The organism is Ligilactobacillus sp. (assembly GCF_036846325.1).
Classification (GTDB): Bacteria; Bacillota; Bacilli; order Lactobacillales; family Lactobacillaceae; genus Ligilactobacillus.
Genome location: NZ_DAIUCE010000177.1, coordinates 1 through 2,022, shown reverse-complemented (window position 1 = coordinate 2,022; position 2,022 = coordinate 1). Strand labels below are relative to the sequence as shown.

Annotated in this window: 2 protein-coding genes and 1 pseudogene; all 3 read left to right on the top strand. The window is 43.7% G+C overall.

From position 1 onward, the window contains the following. Positions 1–342: pseudogene (locus V7Z60_RS09910) on the top strand (beta-1,6-N-acetylglucosaminyltransferase); the annotation flags it as partial. Between the two features lie 6 nt (positions 343–348). Beyond that, the gene (locus tag V7Z60_RS09905) at positions 349–1,362 is read left to right on the top strand and encodes a galactofuranosyltransferase (RefSeq protein ID WP_334117646.1); all 1,014 of its coding nucleotides are present in this window, start codon (positions 349–351) and stop codon (positions 1,360–1,362) included. Further along, on the top strand, positions 1,363–2,022 hold a 660-nt coding region (locus V7Z60_RS09900; RefSeq protein WP_334117645.1), incomplete at its 3' end, for a glycosyltransferase family 2 protein. It abuts the gene before it with no gap.

The window sequence follows — 2,022 nt, the reverse complement described above, 5'->3', positions numbered from 1 at the left end:
CTGGACGATTTTGCCGTGGAACGCATTTTAAAAAAGAAAAAAAGCATTATGAAAATTTTCAAGCATGCCATCGTAGCAGACGAGCTGTTTTTACAGACGTTCATTTTAAATGATGAAATTTTGAAGAAACGACTTTATCAAGATGAAAAAGGACGTCCGGGAAACCTTCGCTTCATCAGGATTGATGAAAAAAAGAGCAGTCCGGTCGTCTGGAAAATTTCTGATCTGGAAACGCTTGAAAAGGCACGGAACGAGGGCTATCTTTTCTCGCGCAAGTTTGACGTCGCAGAAGATGATGAAATCGTTTCGTCCGTATTGAAAATGACAGCAGAGGAAGAGTAGTCTTAAATGGAAAATGTTATTTTGTATTCAGTTTTGAGAAGTCTCAGGGCGAAAAATGATGCGGGACCCAAGGCCAAAACTGATATTAATGAATTTTTGACCGAGGAAGGCTTTAAGGTCATGGATCTGGATTTGCCGGAAAAACGTTTTGAAAAGCTCTTGTTCGTTCATTTGAAACTCAAACGACTTTTCAAGGGCAGGCAGTTTGACAATGTCATTTTGCAATATCCGTTTTACTCGGTCTTTTTGACGAAAAAAATCATTGAAAATGCCAGAAAAGTCACGCATGGAAAATTTCTGATCATGGTTCACGATGTTGAAACGCTGCGTGTTTATGACGGCAACAAGCAGTTTGAAAAAGATGAAATGGAAATCTTCAATTCCGCTGACGGTCTGATCGTGCATAATCCCAGAATGGCCGAATGGCTCAGACAACACGGCGTAACGGTTCCGATTACGATTTTGGGAATTTTTGACTATCGTAACGATTGTCGGAAAAACGAGCAGTTCGAGTATCAGAAAAGCGTTTGCTTTGCGGGCAATCTTGAAAAATCAACATTTTTGACAAAACTTGGGTTAGATGATGCCAAACTTGACGTTTACGGACCGTCGCCCGCTCAAGAATATCAAAAAGGCGTAACCTATTGCGGGGTTTATACACCTGACGATCTGCCGAATCATTTGAACGAAAACTTCGGCCTGATTTGGGACGGAGACGAACTGTCCGCCTGTACGGGAGTTTTCGGCAACTATATGCGCTACAACACTCCGCACAAGACGTCACTTTATCTAAGCTCAGGAATTCCGGTGATTATCTGGAAGGAGGCCGCAATGGCTGAATTTGTGTCGGAAAACGAAGTTGGAATCGCAATCGAAGATCTGAATGATTTGGACAGGGTTTTGCAGGAAGTTGATGATGCAGGCTACAGGAAGATGAAGAGCAACGCGCTGAATCTGGCAGAGAGATTAAGACGAGGTTCTTACATCAAGGAAGCAGTCAGAAAGGCACTTGGTGATTAGATGAGACAAGTTGACGTGATCGTTCCGGTCTACAATGTTGAAAGATATCTGAAAAGGTGCTTGGAAAGCCTGATAAATCAGACCTTGGCTTCTGAAAAATACAGAGTGCTGCTTGTTGACGACGGGAGCACCGACGGTTCGGCAGCCATCTGTCAGAAATATGCGGATGATAATCCGAATCTGGTGGAGTATCTGCCAAAGGCAAACGGAGGTCTGTCTGACGCGAGAAACTACGGGCTGCGGCATGTCGATGCAAGGTACGTGCTGTTTATTGATTCGGATGATTACGTTGAGTCGGGAATGATTGAGAGAATGCTTGAAAAAAGCTGCAACGGCCAGAAGAAGATCGTGGAATGCAATTTCCTTTGGCAGTATCAGGACAGACTGACAGAAGACGTCGTGACTGGGTATGATTCAATCAGGGATTACCTTGTCAGGGGACGCGTTGTCGCATGGAACAAACTATATCGAACAGATTGGCTCAGACAATGCGGAGTCACGTTTCCGAAGGGGCTTTTTTATGAAGATCAGTGCTTTTTCTTTGAGTTGATGCCGTTTCTTGAATCAATTGACGAAGTGGCGGTTGACGAGGTTTGTGAAGTTCATTACGTTCAAAGAAACGACTCGATTTCGTATCAAAATACGAGCCGTTTGGCTGAT

Coding starts and splice junctions, on each gene's coding strand:
- V7Z60_RS09905 (WP_334117646.1), top strand. CDS start 349: ATGGAAAATGTTATTTTGTATTCAGTTTTGAGAAGTCTCAGGGCGAAA.